The organism is Agarivorans sp. 2_MG-2023 (assembly GCF_030548085.1).
Lineage (GTDB): Bacteria > Pseudomonadota > Gammaproteobacteria > Enterobacterales > Celerinatantimonadaceae > Agarivorans.
This window is the reverse complement of the sequence record NZ_JAUORQ010000006.1, coordinates 60,769-81,261: the sequence shown is the minus strand read 5'-3', so window position 1 is coordinate 81,261 and position 20,493 is coordinate 60,769. Positions and strand designations below refer to the sequence as shown.

Sequence of the window (20,493 nt, the reverse complement as noted above, 5' to 3'; positions counted from 1 at the left end):
GCTTACGCAGCATCGCTAACCAATTGTTCTAGTGCATCAATAACGTCGGCAATAGTTCTCGCTGATTTGAAGTCGTTAGGTTGAATTTTTTTACCGGTTAATTGTTGTAGTTTAACCACCAAATCAACCGCATCAATACTATCCAAATCAAGATCTTGATATAGATTTGAGTCTAAAGAAATATCTTCTTCAAGTACTTCAAACTCACTCACGAGAATGTCTTGTAATGCTGTATATATTTCATCTCTATTCATAATGAATTACGCCGCTTTCTTTTCTGATTCAATAAATTCAGCCAACGCCTTTACGCTCGCAAAGTGCTTTTTAGTTTCTTCAGAGTTAGCGTCCAATTTAATTTGATATTTTTTCTTTATGGCTAAACCCAGTTCTAAAGCGTCAATTGAATCTAAGCCCAAGCCATCAACAAATAATGGTTCATCGGTTGCAATATCAGAAATCTCGATATCTTCAAGTTCTAGTGCTTCAATAATCAGCTGTTTAAGTTCCTGCTCTAATGTATTCATTGGCAGTTAAGTTCCTTATAAAAATGTTGCTGTAAATATCTAGTTATCGTTCGTGCTTTTCGTGAATCACTTTCATCATTCAAACAAATATCGTGAGATCTTATGGGGTCGCCAATATCTAATGAAAAGTGAGGTTTACTGGCTGGAATTGCATACCAAGGCTCAGACTTCGTTAAGGTTGTAGGGGAAACCTTTATCGTAACAGGCAACAAGTCAACTGAACATCTTAGGGCTATGTTTGCAGCGCCACGTTGCATTTTAAGTGCTTCACCAGGTGTTGTTCTAGTACCTTCAGGGAAAATAATGAGGCTGGCACCTTTATCTAACTCTTGCTGACAAGCCTTTAAAACGTCTTCTGGCTCGGCACCGTTTTTAATATATCCAGCTGCTGAGATAATCATCGACATACAAGGGTTACGCCATAAGCTTTGCTTAACGATGCAATTAGTTTCGGGTAAATGCGCAATCAACAATACTACGTCAATAAGTGAAGGGTGATTAGCAATGACTAACTTGCCTGCTGATTGGCCCAGTTTATGTTCATTAGAGACAGAGACACTTAGCACACCAAGGCCACGCATCATTAATACAAAAGACTTAAATATTTTATGCACAATAAACTGGTTACGAGCCAGTTTATCTCTCGCCGGTATAAAGTTCAAAATTGGAAATAGAGTCAAAGAAAGCAGCACACCCAACATACCAAAGGTTAAAAAAGACAAGGCTGTCATGGATAAGCGCCAATAGTAATTAACCCGCTTGCTCATTCTTCACCTCCCACACCCACTTCTGAGTATCGACATAACACTCAAAGCTCTTAGTTGGGGAAGATAATCCATTAATAAGCTGACTGACTAAGTTTTCGGGCGGTGTTGGTTGTTGGCATATCTGAGACTCTAAACGCGTGGTCCAACCAAACTTTGACGCGGTGATAATGCAAGCAAAAGCAACCACATCTTCTTGCTCATCTGCGAAGCGCTGATATCGCTCTGGTAGAGGTTCATCTACATACACCAACAGCACAGGCTCCTGATAACAGGCACTTTGGCTGTATGCTTCAACAAAAGCCATAGCTAATGAGTCTCGCCCACTAGTAACAACAGTTGAAGGCGCTATGTTTCTTTGACTGATCGAATACAAGCCACTCGAGGTATTGTAAACCGACTGGCTAAATTTAGTAGGAGAGAGTGGAGAACGTTTACTTAATTCAACTAATAAGTCTAGGGTGCGATGTAGCTCACCATGTCGCGATGAGAACACACTACGAATATCTTTAGTTTCGGGCAATACATCGAGGATAACCCTTAAAGCCATTTTACTAAGTAAGCTAAAGCGTCGTCGTTGCATAGGGGCAATTTCAGGAAGTGTAGGCGCTTTGTAGACACCATCTACCACGATGGAGTTCCAACTAGTCCATTTTTCAATCTTAAAAACAGCGTCCATACTACAACTTAAATATCAAGCCTATCAAAACATAAAGTCACTCCATGTGACTATGTATTTATCTTTACGGCTATCTAATAACATCACCTAGAAAATAATAAACAATTCTATCGTTTAAACCATAAAAAAGCACTAACTTTGGTTGAAAAGCTTATAAGTATGCAATAGATAAAGCATATCCTATTGGTCCTTCTAGGTTTTTTAATATAACGCCCTTATAAGCCAAATTTCTATCGCAAACCACCGGTAAATCTTTCATGGTTGCTGGCGCTTGGCACGCGAACACTTTCCAAGCGGCTTCTTTGCGCGTCCAATATTGATAAAAATCAGCGAGGTTACTTGGCTCCTTAGGTTCTATACTGTGCCTAATTTCTTGCCACATTTCAAAGTAAGGGCGTTTTTTAATTCTCTCAATATCTACACCGCAAGGCGTGCTACAGGCCATTGCAGCTAGATACTCCCCACTATGACTCAAACTCAAATAAATCTGTTGGTGGCTTTCAACAGCGATACAAGGTTGTCCATATTTATTTCTCTGTATATCTGCTGAGCAAAAGGTACTTTGAAAACACAAATTAGCACAATCAGCTAGGCAGCGATTGTAAAACACAGTTAATGCTTTTTTGTCTGCCGCCTCTGGCATTTTCCTAATCAGAACTTCTTTAATAAACACCACCAACCTATAAGCAAAAATACATCATCTGCATCCCCTAACAGGCGTTAATAAAAACGCCCTAAGCTGACCAAAATATTGAAGAACTACTAAGCAGTATCTTTTCGTTTGGCTTTTACCGCTAACTCTAACTTTTCGCTTAAGCTGGAGTTGGTTTGGCTTAAACTCGTGATGTCTTGATGGGCTTCGTTAACTTCTCGCTGTAATTGTCGATTCACTAAATCACTGGCTTTTAGTTTTTCGTCAAATTCCGTTATCTGGCTTTGTAATTTACCACTATCAATTTGAGCGTCGAGGATTTGCTCATCAAGGGTAGTTAACGCCTGTTTGGTCAGCCTGTGGCCTTCTTGTTCTTTTCGCAAGTTAGCTTCAAGAATTTGCAGCTTTTGCTTCACTTCTTTTATTTGATGATCTTTTTCTAATACACGGTTATCAGTATCCGCCATGCTATTGCTAAGCTGCAATTGCGAGCTAGTATCTGCCAGTTGTTTGCGGGTTTTCTCTGCATGTTGCAGTGCATTTTCCTGCTCCGCTTCAAGCTCTTCAATGCGCTGCTTAAGTTCGCGTTCATTTTGCTGAGCTTGCTCTAACTCTGGTAAAACTTGCTCTAACTGTATCTCGTTACTGCGATTAACGGTATCAAGCGCTTGTTTGTCGCCGCGTACTTCATTTAACTCTTCGTTCAACTCACTAGTTTGCTGATGCATGCTCTCAATTTTTTGTGCATCCTCTAAACAACGTTGCTCTAAGGCAATCAGTTTTTGCGAGAGCTCTTCTTCGCGCTCAGCCGAGGCGGCCGAATCACTGTTATCTGATTTTTGCTCGGCTAAGGCTTGCTGAGCTTGTTCTAGTTGTTGGTTCAACTGCTCTATCTGTTCAGCTAATAACTGGTTATCGCTTACATTTTGCTGTGTTTGTTCACCTAACTGGTCGCCTTGCTCAGTTAACTCTGCAATTTTTTGTACTTGCTGCTGCTGAGTGTCTTCTAGTTGTTGGTTTTTCAGCTCAATGCTTTGCTTGCTTTTCACCAGCTCTGTCATGCGCTCACTTACCTCACAGTGCTCTTCTGTAAGCTGCTTGGTTAGCGCCAGCTCTTTATCTAGTGCTTCGCTCATTTCACCTAATTGCTTACGCAGCGCCAGCTCCATCTCGCTTTGTTCTTTGGCCGCTGCTTCTCCGCTTTGCTGAAAACTCGCCAGTTGGTTTTCAGCAGTTTGCAACTGCTCTTCCAGCTCCAGTTTTTCGGTATTAAGTTGTTGGTAGGCTTGTTGCTTGTCTTGCTCAGCAGTATGATTTTGCTCTGCGTCCGCTTGCGCTTGCTCCAACAGCTGTTGCTGCTCTTTGGTGAGCTGCTTACTTTTATCTAATTCAGCGAACAACTCACTGGTTTTTGCCGCTGCCTGCTCTAGCTTTTCGCGCAATTCGAGAAGTTCCGATTCAGCCACCTCAGTTGCATTATTGGCGGCAGACAACTGTTGATTATGTTGGCTAATTAACGCTAAGCGCCCTTCTTCCCAAGTTTGCTGTTTCTCATGGGTAATACGTTCAACTTTGGCTTCAGTTGACTGTTCCAGCTGCATAAACCAATCGTTTAAGGATTCGGCAAAGCCATTAGGTAAGCTAGCAATGGCATGCTGCTGACTATAAGTTCTGAGAAGATGCTTTTGCCCGCAAGCGGCAACCTCTGCAATTAGCTCATCACTGGGTGACTCACCATTTTGTTGTTTGAGGTATTCTGCTATCGACGATTCGTTGAGCGAACCTTCACTTTTAAGCATTTGACGTACAAGTAAATCTAACTGTTCAGCATCCATGACTTTTCCCTATCAGACTCAATACCATTGAACCTGATACTGCAATTGGTTTGGCGGCAATCAAAACCACCCGAAGCTATTGATTAGGCGCACTATACCAACCCCGCAATCAAGGGATCAATCAGCAGCAGCTAAAACAGTTAAGGCAATCATATAATTATTGTTATGCGCTGTTATTGACCGCTAGATAAAGCCAACAACCTCACCTAAACAATAAACGCACCCTCTCAAAGTTGTATTTACAATTCTATCATCTAATATTTAAGCAATAATTCATAATGAGTTAATTAACTAAAGATAAAACAAGCAGTAGCGTAGATTTTTAGTTATTAGAGGTGTTTTATGGGTTCAGAAGACTTTATTAAACAATTACAGGGCTTTCCCTTGGCGTGGCAGTGGCAACGTAAAAACAATGTCTTCAGCTGTGACCAAGCTCTAATTGATGCGCTAGGCTTTTCTGGGCAAAAACTGATCAGCCTTAAGCAGTTTGCTGCACGCTTAGATTCAGGCCAAGTGCAGTATCTTCAAAAAGCGATTCTCGACTCTCAGAAACAACAAGATCCAGAAAGTGAGCATACCCTAGAGTTAAATCTAATTTTTAACATCGACCAAGCCCGTTATGCTGGCCAGGTATTACTCTGGAAAGAGCGCATCAATCAAGTGAATGGTTCCTTAGAATTTCTTTTACCGCTATTAAACAAACACTCTGAAACGGAATTAATAGGCGAGCACCTTACCAACCCCTACTCCCCAGCATTAATATGCAACAACCATCATCAAATTATTTGGCTTAATCAATCCGCTTGCGAAGAGTTAGGCCAGCCTAGCTACCAACTACTCGCCTGCAAGCTAAACAATCAGAATGGAACACCGCCAGAACAAGACTCAGCAACTAACAGCCTGCAATGCAAAAGCTTAAATGGCCTGTCTATTAATTTTGACGCTCAAGCTAAAGACATCCATACCAATGCGCCTAAACAGCGTTTCTTTTTGTACCAACTCGAAGTAGAACACGATAGCGCCACTCAACACACCGCTAACCTGCGCTGGGATAACGAACAAAAATTTGCTCAGCAATTAGCGGAAGCCCAACAGTTTTTAGAGAAGCAAGAAACCCTCGTTGTGTTTGCCTTAAAATTAAGAGCAGAAGGTGATAACTCTTCTGAAAAAATGAAACGAATGATTCTAGATAACTTAAGACGCTTAAACCAAAAGATAAGTGTTGGCTTTATTAATGCTCATACTTTATCTGGCTTTTTAGCAACGCCTAAAAAACTGGCCCATATCCAACATCGTTTAAGTTCAGCAGTAAGCCAGCTTTTAAAGCCCAGTTCGCCAGCGGAGTCCATTCAAAGCCAAATGGGTGTCTCGGTATTAGGTGTTGATGCTAGCAATAGCGAGCAGTTAATAAACCACGCTAAACATGCAATGGCTAACAGCCCATTTTGCGAGGCTAGTGAATTAGCGACAGAGTCCCGCTTTTTCGACACTCGCTTAGAAAAAGCCAAACAACAAGGCTCACCCAAGAAAGCCAGCGAAACACAAGCGCCTCAGTCCAAGCAGCATGATGATATGTACATTGACCTAGATAACTAGGAAAAAGACATGGCACGTTGATAAAGCCCCTTGAACTTAATCTGTTTAAGCCACTCTATATAGCCTAGCTCCAAAATAAGTTAAATTTATTAACAAGTTGGCTCGATGCGCTTAGCCATTTAGTGCTATAACAAAGGGTAGCTTGATTGAATTAAAGGTTAATGATGAATTTTATTTTTCGCGCAATAGTAACGCTACTGTCAGTCGCGCTTGCGCAAGCGCCCGCTTATGCCACTCCCCTAGAGCAAAGCCCCTTTTACCCTAACGGCGCTTATTACCATTTAGATGGCAAACTGGTGATGGGCCGTATCGAAAATATCTATTATTCAGACGTAGAACAACTCAAGGGCATTGGTGTTCCCGCAAAGATAGATACAGGAGCAGATACCACTTCAATTCATGCTATTAACATCAGTATTCATAGCCAGCACCCAGCACTAGCTGAACTAGAAGGTGAAGTGCTCTTAAAAGCGATTGCCGAGCGTTTTGGCGACCCCGATACAGAATGGTGGCTGGAGAGCTTTGACACACCAGAGCGCAACATAAACGCCACTGTAAAATTTGATTTAGTTCATCCGCAAACTGGCGAACTATTGAGTTTAGAACGGCCATTGGCTCGCCTAAGCGGCATACAAGGGCGTGGAGACCACGGTATTCTTTACCGCCCAGTGGTAGAACTCGCGCTATTTTCTGGCGATATCACGGTAAACACCGCGGTAAACCTAACTGACCGCAGTGCGTTTTCTTACTCCATTTTAATTGGCAAAACCTTCTTGCGGGAGCAAGCCTGGGTAGATTCAAGTTACGATTACTTACAACAAGAACCGTTAGCTAAAATACTCGGCACTAAAGAAACCGCCTATTTAGATACGCTACCACTTGCAGTAAGTATGTCTTTAAATAATCGTCGCAGCAGCTTAAATGCCACAAATATAGAGATAGACGCGAAGAAAAAACAAGTGAGTTTTGAGGTGGTTGCAAGCAATAACAAAACCAAGGTTTACACCCTCCCCTTGTTAAAAATACTTAAAATTGGTGATAAGTATCACCCCATGGTCAATATGCCGATAAGTTTTGGCGAAGAAGCTAAACACATTGAGTTAGTGTTGCGCGACCGCTCTATGCGAAGCACCCAGCTGCGCTTGGGCAAAGAAGCACTCAATCAGTATTTTCTTATCGACTTAAGTGCCGAACATTTAGCAGATAAACCGTTGAAGTCTGCCATAGAACTGGCAAAGCAAGCCCCACTTATGATTACTCCCGAAGAGCAAATAAACATAGATGGCGTGTGGCTAGCGGCTGAACCTTCTTTTGCGGTAAGCACTTCGCTACTGCGTGTGAAAAGTTTAAAAACCTTGGAGCGCAGTGACCAGAAACGTCCCATCGCAGCATTTTCGGCTACCGATGTCCAAGGCAAAGTATACGTATTTGAGCAAGCCATTGACCGCAACATAAGCGTGGGAGAAGTAACGCGCCCGGTTATTAAACCTACCTTAAGTTTTGCCAATTCTCGCCGCCAGACAGACATAGCGCTAGAGCTTGCATCTGCAGACGACCCAGAAATGCTATCCATTGGCGAGAAGTTTGTCGAAGGGCCATTATTGGTGAATACCCGCACCACTAATATTTTGGATAAGCGTAGCGCCATTCGTGCAGGATATGTAGAGCAAGCAACAGTAGAAGGTTTAAGCATTCCGGTAAAACTAGATACCGGTGCCGATGTAAGCTCTATGCACGCAGAAAATATCAAGCGCTTTGAACAAGACGGCAAAGCCATGGTCACCTTTACCTATAAAAATGCCGATGGGTTACGTCAAGAATTCACCCGCGAAGTCGTAGACAAAATGGTAATTAAGGCGCGCGTGGGCGAGCAAGCTAACTCTCGTCCAGTGGTCTTAATGAATGTGCAATTGGGTGAAGTGAATGAAACCGTTCGCGTTAATCTACAAAACCGCGAGAACTTCGGTTACAGCATGATTTTAGGCAAGAACTTTTTACGCCACGGTTTTGTTGTAAGCAGTGATGGTGGCTTTATTCTTACCAAGCAGCCTTAACAGCAGCCTTAACAGCAGCCCTCATATTACATAATTAAAAAACGGCCCTAGAGCCGTTTTTTTGATTAATTAAACCAGGTGTTAAAACTGGTATTTCAAACCGGTTTTATCCAAGGTTTTGTATATTCCTCGTTGGCTATCTGACGTGTATCCCTTCATTCCGCCCTGCTCTCTTACCTTATTGCGCATCTCTAACCACTCGTCACTGCCCCAACGAGACGATTGTGATTGAAGTAAATCAAACTCTTGATTAAGTCTATTTACGATACCAGAACCTTCGAAGAAAAAGCCCACTTCGTTGTTATATAACAATGAGCGAAAATCTAAGTTGGTGGTGCCTACAAAAGCAAAATTATCGACCACAATAAATTTTGCATGAAGTTTACCGTAGTAAGTTTCGCCCCCTAGCGCGGCGGCATCGGCCCTACCCAGCTGATAGAAGAAAATACGAGGATGATTAACCAATGCCTGCCACTCTTTAGAAGCGATAAAGTCAGGGTTTTGTTCATGCTTTGCTACATCTGACTCCAGCCACAGCTCTACCATTTCCTTACTCATTAACATCGACGGAACCGTATGCATATCTATCACCGCTTGGGTGAAGAAGTTATCGCTGGTCAATACAGAGTTGGTAATAATCTCAATCTTTCTTTCCGGATCTTTTTCTAACCAGGCCAGCGTGGTATTGAGGTCTTTCTCCAATACTCCTTCGTCTTTGAACAAGTCTGATTGCAAAAACAAATACGGCGATACAACGCGGATGGATTTTAAATCATTGTCGCCATAAGCGACTCGCGCCAAAATGCCACTAATAGAGTTAGCGTTGGCTTTTTTGTTGGTGCTGTAGTGCTTCACTAAATCAGTAGCATTAAGATTATCCAATTCATGAGCAAAACGGGTCGTTGAAGGCGAAAAACCTTGTTGCAAATAAGACGCTACTGATTGGTACGCATTGGCAAACGCAGCAGAAGCCTTTAACTCTACCAGGCTGTCTAAAGATATTTGCATGCGTTCGGTATAGGGGAAAACAATGGATAGCTTTTTATTACCGGGTTTTGAGAACAATACCGAATAGTAGTATTCAGTCAGCTGGGCTGGTGAGCTTTTTCTATCTGCATCAGGTTCTGGCCTTATTAACACCTCTAGATCCTTAAATGCGTTAGGGTCTGGCTCACCGTGGTGATCCAATCCGTAGTAATGCAACGAGACATTGCGGCCTCCCGTCATTATCCACGCTTTTTCTGGATAAGCGCCGTCGACCACCAGCAGCTTATCGTGTGAACGGCGATTAGCATTTGAACCAGACTGCGTAAGCGCGTTAAACACTACCGCCTGCACTCGTGCTCTGTTTTTGGTAACTTCGCCATTTCGCGCTTTAACAAAACCCGCCTTTTTAGCACATTCAATCAAACCTTTGAGGTCACCGTGCTCCATGCTTAGCGAGCCTAAACTATCAACCATAATACGTACATCTACGCCACGCTTAACCGCTTCACAAAGTGCACCAAGTATCGCATCACCAGATAGGTCGGGTGTATAGATGTAATAGGCTAAATCTAGGCTGTGCTCTGCCTGTTCAATCAAGTGGATTTTTACAGCCAAACTTTGAATAGCTTCATCAGTGCTTGAGCCAACAACTTTTACCGACGCCAGTTGATGAGGCAATTTAGATTCTGATGCTAGTTTTAGGTAATCTTGATCCTGCTCATCGGCTGTTCGCCAGCGTCGATCTTCTAACTGCTTTGTGGTCCATGAGTCATCAATGGCATTGTCGGGAACCACTCTCTGCGCTGAACAAGCTTGCAGCAAGGCCAGCAGCAGTATCAAACGTCCATATTTGATCATCAATAACATCCTGTTTTATGACTAAGATTGGCAAAAAATAACCACCTACTTTACCGAGTAGCAAGCATCAAAGATAGCCACTCCCAAAGATAAACAGAGATGTTAAGCCATCAAGGTTCTCTATGTGAGCGCACAGATAAAGGTACTGTTACCTCTTTATACCTGCTTATTAACTCGCTGTTTTTACTAGCATAGTCTACTTTTAAACAAGTAATAGATCACTCTATAGGAGGTTTCATTACATGTTTAATAGATGGGCTTTTTGCATTGCATTATGTCTAATGCTCAACGCTAAAGCTTATAGCGAGAGCTACACCATTTACAGTATAGAGGCGCCACCACTAACCATGCTTAATAGCCAGCAAGCCGGGATAGTGGGAGATGTAGTGCTAGAAGCATTTCGCCGCTTAGGGCATAGGGTAAAGGTTGAAACCCTTCCTTGGAAGCGCGCTCAACGCTTAGCCAGCCAGGGAAATAACCAGTTCATCATGCCTTTAGCCTTGTTACCTAGCCGTGAGCAACAATTTACTTGGGTAGCCTATATTATGACTTTAGAGCGTAGTTTTGTGAGTACCAATAAACCCATAAATAGCTATCAACAAGCCAGAGAACAAGTACACAAAATAGGGGTTGGCCAAGGCTCTGCGCAAGCAACTATCTTGCAAAGTAAGAACTATAAAAAAGACCAAGTTGTTGAAATTAAAATCGGCAGAGCCGCCGCTGAAATGCTACAGCGCGGCCGAATAGATGCGTGGTTTAATGGAACACCGGAATCGGTTTGGTATTGGAATCAACAATACCCAAAACAGCCTTTGATAGTAGGAGACCCGGTTGAATCTAATCAACTATTTTTAGCCGCTTCTAAGAATGTTGATCCTATACTGGTTCAACAACTAGCACTCACTATTCAGCAACTACACGACGAAGGATTTGTTAAACGCACTGAGCAGCACTATTTAGGAGCTCACGCGAAACCTTAACATTAGTTTTCTTTGTTACTTAGCGCTCTCGATAACTCTAGATTTTTAGCCCGGTTGATCAATGGCACTATGCTGGATCCCTGCACTAAAATCGAAAACACAACCACCGCATAAGTCATCACTAAAATAATCTCCCGCACATCAATATTCTTCTCCGGCAAAATCATCACACCCGCCGGTACCGACATCGCCATCGCTAAAGCCAAGCCGCCACGTAAACCACCCCAGGTTAGAATCGCGACCGACATAGGGTTGTAAGACTTAACCAGACTAAAACCCAAAAAAGGAAGCCCTACGCTTATCAAACGACTTAACAATACCAAAGGAATGGCTAGCAACATTAACCACACATCTTCGATATGAAAAACAAAGCCAACCAGCACCAAACCAATCAGTAAAAACAGCAAGTTATTGAGAAACTCCTCTAGTACATGCCACAGATGATCAAAGCTTTGTTTGCTCGCCTGAGTGAAGTACTTTTCTCGCGTAATGTTGCCAATATAGATACCCGCCACCACCATGGCTAAAGCGCCAGACACACCAAGGTGTTCGGCAAATACAAAACCTGCAGTGGGAATAGACAAGCTCACGAGCAGCTCTAAAGAATCATCATCGGTATGCTTAATTAAGTAGTTGGCTGCTAAGCCAAGCAACAGCCCATATACGATGCCACCACCAGCCTCATGTAAAAACAGCCACGCTATGGCTGGGCCACTGAGCTCTTGGTGAGTAAATGCAATACCAAACACCGAAACAAACATCACCAATCCAAAACCGTCGTTAAACAATGACTCTCCTTCAACTTGAATAGAGATTTGCTGCGGAGCCTGCATTTTTTTCACAATAGCCAAAACAGCGATGGGATCGGTAGGAGAAATTAAAGCACCAAACAACAGGCAATAAATAAAGTCTAGCGGTAAGCCTACCCAAGGCAAAATCCACCACAATAAACTGGCAACCAAAAAACTAGAGATTAAAGTAGAAAAAAGCGCTAATACCGCAATTTCTGTGCGCTGGGCAGCCAAGTGTTTCAAGTTGATGCCAAGACCACCAGCAAACAATAAAAAACCGAGCATGCCGTGTAACAGCAAGTTTTGAAAATTGATCGCACTGATCGATTCAATCAACCGGGGGAAGGCCTGAAACAACTTGGTTTCGCCCAATAATATAAGTAACAGCGACAACACTATAGACGCGGCGGTAATTGTAATAGTGGATTGAACTGAGCCTATGCGGCTATTCACATAGGCAATTAACATCGCTAAGGCGGCAAGGTAACAAAGGCTGTAATAAGTATCCAAAGATGAGTCCAGTATTCAAGCAAATCATTGCTTAGTCATTAGCTGTAAACTCAAGTATAGACAGTGGCTTAAACAAGCTAACAAAATAGCCTGTTTAAACCCGTTTGATTTAAGCGTTTCTCTTAGCCTCTCAATACTAGGCCTTATTAACTTACATTACGCTTGCATGGCCCTTAGCACTTCTAAGCAGGCGCCAATAGTATGGTAGTCAATCTTCGCGCCGGGGCTGGCAATCAGAGGATCCATCACTTCACCCTCGCGGCTTAATACACGCCACCAAGGCTGATGTTTAGCCTCGCAAAACTGTTGCCAGCTGTACTTCCACAAACTGTCGTACGCTGTCCAATACGCCTGCTTACCAGTAGCAGTGGCCAGTAATGCCGCAGCAGCGAAAGACTCCGCCTGTACCCAAAAGTATTTTTCGTCATCACATACCGAACCATCGGGTGCTAAGCCGTAATATAGACCGCCATATTGATGATCCCAGGCTTTTTCCATGGCATAGGTGAACAGCTTTTCGGCGCACGGTAATAACCAATCAGCACTATGGTGACGTGATAACATCACCAGCAGTTTAGTCCACTCAGTTTGGTGACCAGGTTGAAAACCCCATGGCCGATACAGGTTTTTAGGATCGTTGCGGTTAAACTCCCAATCCACTTGCCATTTCGGGTTGTAATGCTCCCAAACTAAGCCATCTGTGGAATAGCATTGGCGTAAACAAATATTTTGAGCAATGGTAATCGCACGGTGTAAATAACGAGATTCTTGGGTAGCCTCATACGCTGCAATCATTGCTTCGCATGCATGCATGTTGGCATTTTGACCACGATAGTCACTTACCGTTTGCCAATCGGCACTGGCTTCGTCGGCATACAATCCCCACTCCTGTTGCCAAAAACGCTGCTCCATTAATTCAAAAGTAGCCGCTAGTTGCTGCTTAGCACCAGCTCGTCCCACTTTTACTGCTGCAGAATACATCAGCATGACAAACGCTAAACCATAACAATAGTTAGTTTGTTCTATCGGGCAATCGCCATCAATCAACCAGTTATACGCTTGCCGTTGAGAGTCAAAATGGTGATTTTCTACATAGCTAAAACCATGTTCAGCTAAGTCTAAAAACGCCTTATTTTGCTCACGTAAACCCACATGGGCAAAAATGTAAGCTAAGCGAGTCGAGCTGACTAATTGCTTTACGCTGTCATGCTGGGCTTCGCCGCTAGGCAATAAAGCTTGAAAATAGCCACCACTCGGGTCTATAGCATGCTCTTGGTAAAATTCGCTAAGCGCTAAAACATGCTGCTGCAAAAACTGCGAACTACGAAAAACGGGAAGCATAGTCACTCCTTGTGTTGAATAAACTGTTGGATATCTTGATGTGAAGGCAAAGCGCTCCAAGCGCCACGTTTAGTTACCGCTAACGCGCCAGCAACCACCGCATGGTTAAGCGCATCCGCTAAGGGTGAAACTAAAGAAATGGCGTGTTCAAGGGCGGCAGAGTCGGTAATGCCCTGCTCAATAAGTGACGCTAGCCACGCGCCGGTAAAAGCATCACCGGCGCCAGTAGTATCCACCACATCCACCTTAGGTGTAGCCAACTGCAGGGTTTCTTTTGCGCTAAACAGTTGCACGGGCTCTGCCCCATCAGTAAGTAAAATGAGTTTTACGCCAAGTGCAAAAAAATGACTAGCCAGATCGTCAACTTGCACACCTTTAGCTAAACAATTCCATTCTTCCAAGCTTAACTTAAGCATGTCTGATAGAGCCGCCGCCTGCATAACCCGAGGGATAAGTTGCTCAGTGCTTGGCCACAACGCTAAACGTAAGTTCACGTCAAAACTGATTAACATGCCACCTTGTTTGGCCGCAGTAATAGCCTGTAAAGTGGTGTCGGCAATCGCCGCTTCGGTGAGGGTATTGGAGCAAATATGAAACAGCCCTGCCCCACAAAACAGTTGCTGAGGAAAATCATTAAACGACAGTTTTAGATCGGCTGAATTGTTACGATGAAAACTAAAGCTACGCTCGCCACTGGCATCTAAACTAACAAAGGCCATTGGCGTAGGGTGTTCAGATGAATGGAGTAAATAGTCACAGTTTACCTGTTGTTGTTGCAAACAATCTCGAAGGTAAATACCAGCAGCATCTTCGCCTAGTTGGCCTAACATGTATGCAGGTTGCCCAAGCCCTGCCACAGCCACCGCTACATTAGCGGGCGCTCCACCAGGGTATTGCCCATAGATAGGAATGTCGATTTTGCCTTGGCGCTGAAATTCCAAAGGGATCCAATCTACCAATACTTCACCAAAGGCCAACAGTCGCGACATAACTACTTCCTTAGTTTTCGGCTAATAAGTGCCTTCAACGTTACACATAAGAAACCGCTTAGTCAGCCCTAAATAGCCTTAGATAATGTGTTTCCTAGTGTTTTCCGAGCAAGGTCACTAATAGCTAATTTTGTTGCGTAATTGTTTGGTTTGGCCGCGTTGGGTTTTCTTATCCATACGTCTACGCTGAGAGCCATATGTAGCTTTAGTCGCTCGGCGGCTTTTTTGTACCACCGCAGCACTAACAATTAGCTCTTTTAGCCGTTGCAATGCGTCTTCTTTATTACGTTCTTGAGTACGATGGCTTTGCGCTTTAAGCACTAAAACGCCGTCTTTACTAATGCGTTGGTCGTTGAGTTTAAGTAAGCGTTCTTTATAAAAAGCAGGAAGGCTGGAACGCTTAATATCAAAGCGTAAGTGCACTGCACTGGATACTTTATTAACATTTTGGCCACCCGCGCCCTGGGCACGAATAGCAGTGAGTTCGATTTCCCATTCGGCAAGGCTAACACTATTAGAGATTTCGAGCATAACTGCAAAGTACCAAAATAAATGAAGACTTATTGTAACAAACTCAAGCCAGCTTATTAACTGGCTCAAGCATTATGCGGTAACAACATTGCCTCGCCATTTAGCAATGCTTCAAAGTCGTCTTTAGCTAAAGGCTTGGCAAACCAATAGCCCTGAGCAAAATCACAGCCTGCTTCGCGTAGCAAACGGGCTTGATGTTCAGACTCAATACCTTCAGCAATTACCTGAATCCCCAACTTATGAGCCATCACAATAATCGCTTTACACACAATCAAATCATCACCATCTTCAGCCAGATTGTGAATAAACATACGGTCAATTTTTAGGTATTCAATATCAAATTTCTGCAAATAAGCTAGCGATGAATAGCCAGTACCAAAATCATCAAGCGCCACTTCTACCCCGGCTTCACTAAACGCTAAAAGTTTTGCGTTTACCACAGGGCTGTTTTCCATCAGCAGTCCTTCGGTGATCTCCATCACCACATCTGCGCTTGATAAGCCCGCCTCAGCCAACTGGCTCAACCAATGATTCACATCACACTCAGCTTCATAATATTGTTTTGGAGAGGTATTAATACTGAGCTGAATAGGTCGTAGGCCTTGTTCTTTCCAGTGTTTAAGTTGCGCCACAGCGCTGCTAAATACCCAGTTACCAATTTCTACAATCACACCTGTTTCTTCGGCAACATGAATAAAGTCATGCGGGCTAATCCAGCCTTGAGTAGGGTGATTCCAACGCACCAGCACTTCTGCTTTAATCATTTCGCCAGAGGCTAAATCCACAATCGGTTGGTAATGCACACACAGCTGTTTTTTGGCAACGGCTTGACGTAAATCGTTCGCCAACAAGCGACGTACCTGAGCTTGTTCTTGCAAAGACGCAGTAAAGTAACTGAGTCGATTTCGCCCCTGCTGCTTGGCAACATACATAGCTTGGTCTGCATGTTTTAGTAGATCATCTATTTTATCGCCGTCTTGCGGGGCAAACGCCACCCCAATACTAGTAGAAATGTATACCCGCTCAATGCCCAGTTGGAAAGGTGTACTTAAGGTTTTAAGCACTGCGTCGCCTAACTCGGCGACCCGTGAGCCTTCTTCGTTTTCACTCAGCAAGATAATAAACTCATCCCCTCCTAAACGGGCAACATGTTCACCTTGCAAAATACAGTGCTGAATACGCTGGGCGGCAATTTGTAACAACATGTCGCCCATATCATGGCCAAGCGTGTCATTAATGCCTTTAAATTGGTCTAAATCCAATAACATTAAACACACGCGCTCTTCAGCAAGGCGAGTCGCCAAGGCATCACTGAGCAAACGGTTTAACATTCGGCGATTAGGTAAACCGGTGAGTGGGTCAAAGTTGGCTTGTTGCCATACTTGTTCTTCCGCTTTTTTACGCACAGCTACTTCTTTGCTTAGCGCAGCGGTGCGCTGCTTAACGCGCTGTTCGAGTAAGGTTCTACTGGTATAAACCTCGCCAGCCATGGCATTGAACTGCCCAACCAAACTGTCCATTTCGATGGAAATAAAGCGTCGTTTTGGTGTTACAAACTTGCCCATTTCACCATGAGAGATCCCTTGAGCAGCCTCTACTACTTGGCTGATTGGTCGCACGATAACGCAAGACAAATACCAAGTAATAACCCCAACTACCATCACACACAATATGCTCACCAAAAAGGCGTACTCTTGTAAGCGCATTGATTGAGATTGCAACTCAGCAATGGGCTGCGGAACAATTACGCCCCAACCTGGTCCCTCTACTCTTGAGTAACCGGCGATCATATCGGCCTGCAAAGCCGGTGAATAAAACTGACTGACCCCAAAAGGTTGGTCACGCATTTGCACAATAGGGTCCAGCCCAGATAAATCTTTAGCCCGGGTTGCCCATTGTTGATTAGGATGCGCCAGCACTCGGCCGAACTGATCAAACAACGCAACATGTCCTTGGTCGCCAAAGCGCACTTCAGACTGGCTTTCTAGCAAGTAATCGGTTGTTAATGCCGCCAATAAATAGCGGTCTTGGCCCTGATAGGTAGTTAAAAATAGAGTGGGCTTGGTTACCCCTTCTATAACAACACCGCTGTAAAATGCTTGGTCTTTGTATACTCTAGCCAACTCCATGGCCACCTGGATTTGCGCAGGAATAGTTTCAAACGGCGTGATATCTTGCTCAGAGAAGTAAAAGCGCTGACCACGGCCTACCTGCCATTCAAATAGGGCATAAATATTGATGCTTTTTAATAAAGGTCTAAGTTCGGAGTGGAAGCCGTGATGCGAAATTTGTTGGTTTACGCTGTTAAAAATGGCCGAGGTATCAGCTGCATAACGCGATAACGCGGTGCTTAAGTTTCGGGCAATCAAAAGATGTTTATCTTGCACCAAGGCGGTTTCGTTTTGTTGCACTTGATGCTTCAGCCACGAGCTAACCATTAGAGCAGGCAGCAGTGCAGCAGACATGCAAATAACAAACAATATGTAACGTAAAGAGATCCGCCTATTCATCCTTGAGCCAGAACTTTAAAAAAACAAGCGGCGATTTTACATCATATTCACTGGCTTATGAGCTTAATTTTGTAAAAACAGTAATAAATCACCTAACAATCTTTAAGCGCTTAAACACACTTAAAACTTAAGTACTTAATCATGCAACGAATTCACTTTGCTATTTTGCTTTTGCCTTATAATAAGCCTTAGTTAAAATAAGCTAGGCAGCACCACCAGTGATAAACGGCTACTGTTAATAAAATAAGTATGCCGCTTAGCTTAGTGTTTCATCAGCATCAGGAAGCTTCTACATAATGCGGCGTTACTTACTTTTGACAATATTGGCGCTAATCAGCCTTAGCACCAATGCCAATCAAAGCATCGAACAACAACTTCAACGTCAAGCGCTTAACCAGCAATCTCAGCAGCGTATTGATGATCTCGATGCTAAGCGCCAACAAGTTAGCCAACAAACCCGAGGAGTTAAGCAGCAACTCGCCTTAGTGAAGCAATACAATCAACATCTTGGTGCCATGGTGGCGCAACAGCAGCAAGAGCTCAGCCAGCTACAGCAAGATATAGCCTCGTTAGATGATACCGAGCAACAAGCACTGCCGCTGGTTCACTCCATGTTGCAAGAACTTAAGCTTTTCATTACTCAAGACTTACCTTTTTTACAACAGCAACGCCTGCAAAGCATTGCCCGCCTCGAATTACTGTTAGATCGCGCCGATGTCAGTTTGGCAGAGAAGTATCGCCAAGTGCTCGAAGCCTATCAAATTGAAATGGAATACGGTGAAAGCATTGCCGCTTACCAAGGGCCTTTAGCCGAACAACAGGTTAATTACTTTCGCTTAGGCCGCACCGCTTGGTATTACCAAACCTTGAATGGTCACACCTCAGCACTTTGGGATCCTAAGCAGCAACAATGGCAAGCCCTTAACCAAGCCGACAATTTAGCATTGGGTGACGCCTTGGCGATTGCTTGGCAACAGCAAGCCCCGCGCTTATTAAGCTTGCCGTTAAATCAGCTTGAGCAAGGAGCGACCGATGCAAATCCTTAAGTATTTGTGTTTTAGCGCTTGCCTTGTTAGCAGCCTGAGCTGGGCAAGTGAATTAAACACAATTGAGCAAACACAGCTAAGCAATCAGCAGCGCGAGCAAGGCTTTATTGATGCACTGCAACAGCAGCAGGTCGCTTTGAAGCAGCAACAACAGGCTCTAACTAATGCCCAAAATCAGCAACAAGAACTCAAGCAACAGTTTAGCGACAACGAACAAGCGCTAGCTAAGCAATACCAGCAACTACAACAGCGCAGTGGGCAGTTAGGGCAAGTGCTAGAGGTAGTAAAACTGAAAGCACAAGAAAGCCAGCAAACCATTGCTAGCTCTATTCTCAGCGCTCAGTACCCAGAATCGGTAACTCAATTAGCCTTTGCCGAACAAGCGGCTCTGCCTAGCGCCTCTAACATTCAAGACTTAGCCGCCGCTTTACTCAATAACTTACAGCAATCTTCAACTATCAGTTTTTTTGATGCGAAAGTAATAGATAAAAAAGGTGACCGCCAAACCTTGCCGTTAATGCGAATAGGTAGTTTCAATATTATTAGCGAACAAGGCGAGTATGTAGAATGGTTACCCGCTAACCAGCTACTTCAGCTATATGCCACTCAACCAAATCAAACCAGCGCTGCAGAGGCTTTTTTTAAGGGCCAACAAACACGTTTACTCATAGACCCTTCTCGAGGCCAGCTTTTAAGCCTACTTGATCTTGAGCCCTCGCTGAAACAACGTGTTCAGCAAGGTGGTGCTGTCGCTATTGTTATCATTTTTGTGGCAGTGCTTGGTTTAGTGGTGGCCTTATATCGCATCGCTCGTTTGCTGCACATTGAGCGCGCCGTGCGCCAGCAACTTAAAGCTTCAACACCGTCTGACTCCAATCCATTGGGGAGAGTATTGTTATCAGCTCAACATGCTCATCAATCACTAGAAGAGCTAGAACTGCGGGTTGATGAAGCTATTTTGAATGAACTCCCCCAGTTGGAGCGCGGCCAAAGCTTAGTGAAGTTGTTTGCTGGTATTGCGCCTCTGCTAGGGTTGCTTGGCACAGTTATCGGTATGATAGCGACTTTTCAAAGCATCAGCTTATTTGGCAATGGCGACCCTAAATTGCTGGCTTCGGGCATTTCTCAAGCCTTAGTCACCACTGTACTTGGCTTGGTCGCTGCAATACCACTGCTATTTTGCTCAAGCTTAATGAGCTCTCGCAGTAGAGTTTTACTGCAACTGCTGCAACAAAAAAGCTTAGCAATGCTGGCCGACCAACAATACCAATCCGCCAGTAAACCAGAGGCCAAAGCGTGAATGCCCTAAGCCAAAGCTGGCAGCAGGCTTGGCTCACTTTGGGCCAACTGCTGTATTCCGGTGGCTGGGTATTAGTGCTGCTGCTGGTGATTACCGCATTGTTAAGCAGCTTACTACTAGAGCGCTATTGGTTTCGTTTTGTTTCCTATCCCCAGTTATTGATTAACTACCAGCGTCGGCTGACGCAACAGCAGTCAGCTAAACATCTCCAAGCAGCCTACTGGCTAAGCCTACGTTGCGATATGGAATTGAAGTTAAACCAACACCTTAGCTTAATTAAAAGCTTGGTTGGCCTATGTCCGCTGATTGGTTTGCTAGGCACTGTAACCGGGATGATTCACGTGTTTGATACCATGGCCTTAGCCGGTAGCAGTGATCCAAAGTTAATGTCGGCAGGCATTGCTCGAGCAACACTGCCTACGATGGCGGGGATGAGCATTGCCTTAATTGCTGTTATCAATTTTACTTATTTGAAACGTTGGAGTAGCCGCAGCAAACTTTTTCTGCAACAACGTCCGCAGCATTTAGCGAAAGGAAACAGCTAAT

18 protein-coding genes are annotated in these 20,493 nt (G+C 44.0%); 6 read left to right on the top strand and 12 right to left on the bottom strand.

Translation table 11 applies throughout. The features are described from left to right. Window positions 1-2: 2 nt before the first annotated feature. The 6 genes from Q4549_RS10540 to Q4549_RS10515 all read right to left on the bottom strand — a co-directional run bounded on the left by Q4549_RS10540 (window position 3) and on the right by Q4549_RS10515 (window position 4,454). Window positions 3-257 (bottom strand): acyl carrier protein, encoded by a 255-nt coding sequence (locus Q4549_RS10540; protein ID WP_303551974.1) that lies wholly within the window; start codon window positions 255-257, stop codon window positions 3-5. Window positions 258-260: 3 nt separating this feature from the next. Further along, on the bottom strand, window positions 261-524 hold the full coding sequence (locus tag Q4549_RS10535; protein ID WP_303551805.1) for a phosphopantetheine-binding protein: 264 nt from the start codon (window positions 522-524) through the stop codon (window positions 261-263). Further along, window positions 521-1,291 carry a 1-acyl-sn-glycerol-3-phosphate acyltransferase gene (locus tag Q4549_RS10530; protein ID WP_303551808.1) on the bottom strand — a complete coding sequence of 257 codons (771 nt, stop codon included), beginning with the start codon at window positions 1,289-1,291 and terminating at the stop codon, window positions 521-523. Before Q4549_RS10530 ends, Q4549_RS10535 begins: the two co-directional genes overlap by 4 nt. Then, a complete protein-coding gene (locus Q4549_RS10525; RefSeq protein ID WP_303551811.1) occupies window positions 1,275-1,967 on the bottom strand; it encodes a beta-ketoacyl synthase chain length factor in 693 nt (230 codons plus the stop codon). The genes Q4549_RS10530 and Q4549_RS10525 overlap by 17 nt, the downstream gene beginning before the upstream one ends. A 151-nt stretch (window positions 1,968-2,118) precedes the next feature. Continuing rightward, complete coding sequence (locus Q4549_RS10520; protein ID WP_303551815.1) at window positions 2,119-2,640, bottom strand: 4'-phosphopantetheinyl transferase superfamily protein; 522 nt, start codon at window positions 2,638-2,640, stop codon at window positions 2,119-2,121. Between the two features lie 89 nt (window positions 2,641-2,729). Next, window positions 2,730-4,454 carry a hypothetical protein gene (locus tag Q4549_RS10515; protein ID WP_303551818.1) on the bottom strand — a complete coding sequence of 575 codons (1,725 nt, stop codon included), beginning with the start codon at window positions 4,452-4,454 and terminating at the stop codon, window positions 2,730-2,732. A gap of 342 nt (window positions 4,455-4,796) precedes the next feature. Here Q4549_RS10515 and Q4549_RS10510 point away from each other — a divergent pair, with 342 nt between their 5' ends. Beyond that, window positions 4,797-6,050 carry a hypothetical protein gene (locus Q4549_RS10510; protein ID WP_303551820.1) on the top strand — a complete coding sequence of 418 codons (1,254 nt, stop codon included), beginning with the start codon at window positions 4,797-4,799 and terminating at the stop codon, window positions 6,048-6,050. Window positions 6,051-6,211: 161 nt separating this feature from the next. Then, a complete protein-coding gene (locus Q4549_RS10505) occupies window positions 6,212-8,104 on the top strand; it encodes a RimK/LysX family protein (protein ID WP_303551823.1) in 1,893 nt (630 codons plus the stop codon). An 81-nt stretch (window positions 8,105-8,185) separates the two neighbouring features. Here Q4549_RS10505 and Q4549_RS10500 read toward each other — a convergent pair whose 3' ends face one another. Next, window positions 8,186-9,949, bottom strand: coding sequence for a phosphatidylserine/phosphatidylglycerophosphate/cardiolipin synthase family protein (locus Q4549_RS10500; RefSeq protein ID WP_303551825.1), 1,764 nt, complete (start codon window positions 9,947-9,949; stop codon window positions 8,186-8,188). 242 nt (window positions 9,950-10,191) lie between these two features. On the opposite strand from Q4549_RS10500, the gene Q4549_RS10495 reads away from it, so the two are divergent. Next, window positions 10,192-10,929 (top strand): ABC transporter substrate-binding protein, encoded by a 738-nt coding sequence (locus tag Q4549_RS10495; protein ID WP_303512084.1) that lies wholly within the window; start codon window positions 10,192-10,194, stop codon window positions 10,927-10,929. 2 nt (window positions 10,930-10,931) lie between these two features. Here Q4549_RS10495 and Q4549_RS10490 read toward each other — a convergent pair whose 3' ends face one another. The 5 genes from Q4549_RS10490 to Q4549_RS10470 all read right to left on the bottom strand — a co-directional run bounded on the left by Q4549_RS10490 (window position 10,932) and on the right by Q4549_RS10470 (window position 17,601). Continuing rightward, on the bottom strand, window positions 10,932-12,230 hold the full coding sequence (locus Q4549_RS10490; RefSeq protein ID WP_303551828.1) for a sodium:proton antiporter: 1,299 nt from the start codon (window positions 12,228-12,230) through the stop codon (window positions 10,932-10,934). A gap of 156 nt (window positions 12,231-12,386) precedes the next feature. Further along, complete coding sequence (locus Q4549_RS10485; RefSeq protein ID WP_303551831.1) at window positions 12,387-13,571, bottom strand: AGE family epimerase/isomerase; 1,185 nt, start codon at window positions 13,569-13,571, stop codon at window positions 12,387-12,389. A gap of 2 nt (window positions 13,572-13,573) precedes the next feature. Then, a complete protein-coding gene (locus Q4549_RS10480) occupies window positions 13,574-14,560 on the bottom strand; it encodes a carbohydrate kinase (RefSeq protein WP_303551834.1) in 987 nt (328 codons plus the stop codon). A 117-nt stretch (window positions 14,561-14,677) separates the two neighbouring features. After that, entirely contained in the window at window positions 14,678-15,091 is a 414-nt protein-coding gene (gene arfB, locus Q4549_RS10475; RefSeq protein ID WP_303551837.1) for an alternative ribosome rescue aminoacyl-tRNA hydrolase ArfB, read from the bottom strand. A 65-nt stretch (window positions 15,092-15,156) separates the two neighbouring features. After that, a complete protein-coding gene (locus tag Q4549_RS10470) occupies window positions 15,157-17,601 on the bottom strand; it encodes an EAL domain-containing protein (RefSeq protein WP_303551840.1) in 2,445 nt (814 codons plus the stop codon). A 296-nt stretch (window positions 17,602-17,897) separates the two neighbouring features. Between Q4549_RS10470 and Q4549_RS10465 the strand changes: the two genes are divergently transcribed. The 3 genes from Q4549_RS10465 to Q4549_RS10455 are packed head-to-tail and all read left to right on the top strand — an operon-like array spanning window position 17,898 to window position 20,492. Then, window positions 17,898-18,647, top strand: a complete 750-nt coding sequence (locus tag Q4549_RS10465) for a DUF3450 domain-containing protein (RefSeq protein WP_303551843.1) — start codon at window positions 17,898-17,900, stop codon at window positions 18,645-18,647. Next, complete coding sequence (locus Q4549_RS10460) at window positions 18,634-19,947, top strand: MotA/TolQ/ExbB proton channel family protein (protein WP_303551845.1); 1,314 nt, start codon at window positions 18,634-18,636, stop codon at window positions 19,945-19,947. The genes Q4549_RS10465 and Q4549_RS10460 overlap by 14 nt, the downstream gene beginning before the upstream one ends. Beyond that, entirely contained in the window at window positions 19,944-20,492 is a 549-nt protein-coding gene (locus tag Q4549_RS10455; protein WP_303551848.1) for a MotA/TolQ/ExbB proton channel family protein, read from the top strand. Before Q4549_RS10460 ends, Q4549_RS10455 begins: the two co-directional genes overlap by 4 nt. The last annotated feature ends 1 nt before the right edge of the window (window position 20,493 follow it).

Bases quoted from the DNA above. Each gene is read 5' to 3' on its own strand.
- Q4549_RS10465 (WP_303551843.1), top strand. From the start codon at position 17,898: ATGCGGCGTTACTTACTTTTGACAATATTGGCGCTAATCAGCCTTAGC.
- arfB (WP_303551837.1), bottom strand. From the start codon at position 15,091: ATGCTCGAAATCTCTAATAGTGTTAGCCTTGCCGAATGGGAAATCGAA.
- Q4549_RS10505 (WP_303551823.1), top strand. From the start codon at position 6,212: ATGATGAATTTTATTTTTCGCGCAATAGTAACGCTACTGTCAGTCGCG.
- Q4549_RS10460 (WP_303551845.1), top strand. From the start codon at position 18,634: ATGCAAATCCTTAAGTATTTGTGTTTTAGCGCTTGCCTTGTTAGCAGC.
- Q4549_RS10515 (WP_303551818.1), bottom strand. From the start codon at position 4,454: ATGGATGCTGAACAGTTAGATTTACTTGTACGTCAAATGCTTAAAAGT.
- Q4549_RS10525 (WP_303551811.1), bottom strand. From the start codon at position 1,967: ATGGACGCTGTTTTTAAGATTGAAAAATGGACTAGTTGGAACTCCATC.
- Q4549_RS10470 (WP_303551840.1), bottom strand. From the start codon at position 17,601: ATGAATAGGCGGATCTCTTTACGTTACATATTGTTTGTTATTTGCATG.
- Q4549_RS10495 (WP_303512084.1), top strand. From the start codon at position 10,192: ATGTTTAATAGATGGGCTTTTTGCATTGCATTATGTCTAATGCTCAAC.
- Q4549_RS10480 (WP_303551834.1), bottom strand. From the start codon at position 14,560: ATGTCGCGACTGTTGGCCTTTGGTGAAGTATTGGTAGATTGGATCCCT.
- Q4549_RS10485 (WP_303551831.1), bottom strand. From the start codon at position 13,571: ATGCTTCCCGTTTTTCGTAGTTCGCAGTTTTTGCAGCAGCATGTTTTA.
- Q4549_RS10500 (WP_303551825.1), bottom strand. From the start codon at position 9,949: ATGATCAAATATGGACGTTTGATACTGCTGCTGGCCTTGCTGCAAGCT.
- Q4549_RS10530 (WP_303551808.1), bottom strand. From the start codon at position 1,291: ATGAGCAAGCGGGTTAATTACTATTGGCGCTTATCCATGACAGCCTTG.
- Q4549_RS10535 (WP_303551805.1), bottom strand. From the start codon at position 524: ATGAATACATTAGAGCAGGAACTTAAACAGCTGATTATTGAAGCACTA.
- Q4549_RS10510 (WP_303551820.1), top strand. From the start codon at position 4,797: ATGGGTTCAGAAGACTTTATTAAACAATTACAGGGCTTTCCCTTGGCG.